Here is a 4,815-nt window from a genome sequence, read left to right on the forward strand (position 1 = left end):
ATTGTTTTAAAAGCTAGATTAAGCTTTCTATCGGAGAGTTTGATCCTGGCTCAGGACGAACGCTGGCGGCGTGCCTAATACATGCAAGTCGAGCGAAGAGATGGGAGCTTGCTCCCTGATCTTAGCGGCGGACGGGTGAGTAACACGTGGGCAACCTGCCCTGCAGACTGGGATAACTCCGGGAAACCGGAGCTAATACCGGGTAATACATCGCACCGCATGGTGCAATGTTGAAAGTTGGCTTTCTGAGCTAACACTGCAGGATGGGCCCGCGGCGCATTAGCTAGTTGGTAAGGTAATGGCTTACCAAGGCGACGATGCGTAGCCGACCTGAGAGGGTGATCGGCCACACTGGGACTGAGACACGGCCCAGACTCCTACGGGAGGCAGCAGTAGGGAATCTTCCGCAATGGACGAAAGTCTGACGGAGCAACGCCGCGTGAGTGACGAAGGCCTTCGGGTCGTAAAGCTCTGTTGTTAGGGAAGAACAAGTACCGTTCGAATAGGGCGGTACCTTGACGGTACCTAACCAGAAAGCCACGGCTAACTACGTGCCAGCAGCCGCGGTAATACGTAGGTGGCAAGCGTTGTCCGGAATTATTGGGCGTAAAGCGCGCGCAGGCGGTCTTTTAAGTCTGATGTGAAAGCCCACGGCTCAACCGTGGAGGGTCATTGGAAACTGGAGGACTTGAGTGCAGAAGAGGAGAGTGGAATTCCACGTGTAGCGGTGAAATGCGTAGATATGTGGAGGAACACCAGTGGCGAAGGCGGCTCTCTGGTCTGTAACTGACGCTGAGGCGCGAAAGCGTGGGGAGCAAACAGGATTAGATACCCTGGTAGTCCACGCCGTAAACGATGAGTGCTAGGTGTTGGGGGGTTCCACCCTCAGTGCTGAAGTTAACACATTAAGCACTCCGCCTGGGGAGTACGACCGCAAGGTTGAAACTCAAAGGAATTGACGGGGGCCCGCACAAGCAGTGGAGCATGTGGTTTAATTCGAAGCAACGCGAAGAACCTTACCAGGTCTTGACATCCTCTGACAATCCTGGAGACAGGACGTTCCCCTTCGGGGGACAGAGTGACAGGTGGTGCATGGTTGTCGTCAGCTCGTGTCGTGAGATGTTGGGTTAAGTCCCGCAACGAGCGCAACCCTTGATCTTAGTTGCCAGCATTTAGTTGGGCACTCTAAGGTGACTGCCGGTGACAAACCGGAGGAAGGTGGGGATGACGTCAAATCATCATGCCCCTTATGACCTGGGCTACACACGTGCTACAATGGACGGTACAAAGGGCAGCAACACCGCGAGGTGAAGCAAATCCCATAAAGCCGTTCTCAGTTCGGATTGCAGGCTGCAACTCGCCTGCATGAAGCCGGAATTGCTAGTAATCGCGGATCAGCATGCCGCGGTGAATACGTTCCCGGGCCTTGTACACACCGCCCGTCACACCACGAGAGTTTGTAACACCCGAAGTCGGTGGGGTAACCTTTATGGAGCCAGCCGCCGAAGGTGGGACAAATGATTGGGGTGAAGTCGTAACAAGGTAGCCGTATCGGAAGGTGCGGCTGGATCACCTCCTTTCTATGGAGAATTACGAAGGTAACTTACGTTACCAACCTTACATGAGCGTTTCGTTTAGTTTTGAAAGAATGATTGTATTCTTTCAAAATGTGGCTTATATGATGAAACAGATATGCACCTGCGTCTTCGAGTAACGCTAACGATGTTGGCTTCCTCGGTGCAAGGCAGCATAGAAGTGGATTCAAGTAGGAGCCTTGTTCCTTGAAAACTAGATAGCATAAACAACGACATCCAATAATTATTTTTATGCAAGAACTTAGTAATAACTGATGCGTTATGGCAGCAATGCCTAACAAATCGAAGGTTAAGCTACTAAGGGCGCACGGTGGATGCCTTGGCACTAGAAGCCTAAGAAGGACGGGACGAACACCGATATGCTTCGGGGAGCTGTAAGTACGCTTTGATCCGGAGATTTCCGAATGGGGGAACCCACCATCTTTAATAGGATGGTATCCATTTCTGAATACATAGGGAATGGAAGGCAGACCCGGGGAACTGAAACATCTCATTACCCGGAGGAAGAGAAAGCAAATGCGATTTCCTGAGTAGCGGCGAGCGAAACGGAATCAGCCCAAACCAGAGGGCTTGCCCTCTGGGGTTGTAGGACGTCTCTTTGGAGTTACAAAGGCACGGATAGACGAAGCGACCTGGAAAGGTCCATCAGAGAAGGTAACAATCCTGTAGTCAAAATCCGCTGCCCTCCGAGACGGATCCTGAGTACGGCGGGACACGTGAAACCCCGTCGGAATCTGGGAGGACCATCTCCCAAGGCTAAATACTCTCTAGTGACCGATAGTGAACCAGTACCGTGAGGGAAAGGTGAAAAGCACCCCGGAAGGGGAGTGAAAGAGAACCTGAAACCGTGTGCCTACAACTAGTTGGAGCCCGTTAATGGGTGACAGCGTGCCTTTTGTAGAATGAACCGGCGAGTTACGATCCCGTGCAAGGTTAAGCTGATAAGGCGGAGCCGCAGCGAAAGCGAGTCTGAATAGGGCGAAATAGTACGTGGTCGTAGACCCGAAACCAGGTGATCTACCCATGTCCAGGGTGAAGTTCAGGTAACACTGAATGGAGGCCCGAACCCACGCATGTTGAAAAATGCGGGGATGAGGTGTGGGTAGCGGTGAAATGCCAATCGAACCTGGAGATAGCTGGTTCTCTCCGAAATAGCTTTAGGGCTAGCCTCGCGGCAAGAATCTTGGAGGTAGAGCACTGATTGGACTAGGGGTCCTTACCGGATTACCGAATCCAGTCAAACTCCGAATGCCAACGATTTATCCGCGGGAGTCAGACTGCGAGTGATAAGATCCGTAGTCGAGAGGGAAACAGCCCAGACCACCAGCTAAGGTCCCAAAGTATACGTTAAGTGGAAAAGGATGTGGCGTTGCTTAGACAACCAGGATGTTGGCTTAGAAGCAGCCATCATTTAAAGAGTGCGTAATAGCTCACTGGTCGAGTGACGCTGCGCCGAAAATGTACCGGGGCTAAACGTATCACCGAAGCTGTGGATTGTCTTACGACAATGGTAGGAGAGCGTTCTAAGGGCTGTGAAGTCAGACCGAAAGGACTGGTGGAGCGCTTAGAAGTGAGAATGCCGGTATGAGTAGCGAAAGACAAGTGAGAATCTTGTCCGTCGAAAGCCCAAGGTTTCCTGAGGAAGGCTCGTCCGCTCAGGGTTAGTCGGGACCTAAGCCGAGGCCGAAAGGCGTAGGCGATGGATAACAGGTTGATATTCCTGTACCACCTCCTTTCCGTTTGAACGACGGGGGGACGCAGAAAGATAGGGTGAGCGCGCTGCTGGAAATGCGCGTCCAAGCGATTAGGCTGGTGAATAGGTAAATCCGTTCACCGTGAAGGCTGAGTCGTGATGGCGAGGGAAATTTAGTACCGAAGTCCTTGATTCTACGCTGCCAAGAAAAGCCTCTAGTGAGGAAAGAGGTGCCCGTACCGCAAACCGACACAGGTAGGCGAGGAGAGAATCCTAAGACGATCGGGAGAACTCTCGTTAAGGAACTCGGCAAAATGACCCCGTAACTTCGGGAGAAGGGGTGCTTCCTCGGGTTTATAGCCCAGGGGAGCCGCAGTGAAAAGATCCAAGCGACTGTTTAGCAAAAACACAGGTCTCTGCAAAGCCGTAAGGCGAAGTATAGGGGCTGACACCTGCCCGGTGCTGGAAGGTTAAGAGGAGGGGTTATCCCTTACGGGAGAAGCTCTGAATCGAAGCCCCAGTAAACGGCGGCCGTAACTATAACGGTCCTAAGGTAGCGAAATTCCTTGTCGGGTAAGTTCCGACCCGCACGAAAGGTGCAACGACTTGGATACTGTCTCAACGAGAGACCCGGTGAAATTATAGTACCTGTGAAGATGCAGGTTACCCGCGACAGGACGGAAAGACCCCATGGAGCTTTACTGTAGCCTGATATTGGATTTTGGTACAGCTTGTACAGGATAGGTAGGAGCCATAGAAGTCGGACCGCCAGGTTCGATGGAGGCGTCGGTGGGATACTACCCTGGCTGTACTGACATTCTAACCCAGCACCGTGATCCGGTGCGGAGACAGTGTCAGGTGGGCAGTTTGACTGGGGCGGTCGCCTCCTAAAGTGTAACGGAGGCGCCCAAAGGTTCCCTCAGAATGGTTGGAAATCATTCGCAGAGTGTAAAGGCACAAGGGAGCTTGACTGCGAGACCTACAAGTCGAGCAGGGACGAAAGTCGGGCTTAGTGATCCGGTGGTTCCGCATGGAAGGGCCATCGCTCAACGGATAAAAGCTACCCTGGGGATAACAGGCTTATCTCCCCCAAGAGTCCACATCGACGGGGAGGTTTGGCACCTCGATGTCGGCTCATCGCATCCTGGGGCTGAAGTAGGTCCCAAGGGTTGGGCTGTTCGCCCATTAAAGCGGTACGCGAGCTGGGTTCAGAACGTCGTGAGACAGTTCGGTCCCTATCCGTCGCGGGCGCAGGAAATTTGAGAGGAGCTGTCCTTAGTACGAGAGGACCGGGATGGACACACCGCTGGTGTACCAGTTGTTCCGCCAGGAGCATAGCTGGGTAGCTACGTGTGGAAGGGATAAGTGCTGAAAGCATCTAAGCATGAAGCCCCCCTCGAGATGAGATTTCCCACAGCATTAAGCTGGTAAGATCCCTTAGAGATGATGAGGTAGATAGGTTCGGGGTGGAAGCGTGGCAACACGTGGAGCTGACGAATACTAATCGATCGAGGGCTTAACCTAAAA

At 52.8% G+C, this 4,815-nt stretch carries 2 rRNA genes; both read left to right on the forward strand.

Annotated features, from left to right (window positions below):
* The first annotated feature begins 27 nt into the window (after positions 1-27).
* Positions 28-1,580: ribosomal RNA gene (locus PQ578_RS22295) — 16S ribosomal RNA — on the forward strand.
* Between the two features lie 302 nt (positions 1,581-1,882).
* A 23S ribosomal RNA gene (locus PQ578_RS22300) occupies positions 1,883-4,812 on the forward strand.
* The 16S and 23S rRNA genes sit together here, the layout of an rRNA operon.
* The last annotated feature ends 3 nt before the right edge of the window (positions 4,813-4,815 follow it).

The organism is Guptibacillus sedimenti, from assembly GCF_028610665.1.
Lineage (GTDB): Bacteria > Bacillota > Bacilli > Bacillales > Guptibacillaceae > Guptibacillus > Guptibacillus sedimenti.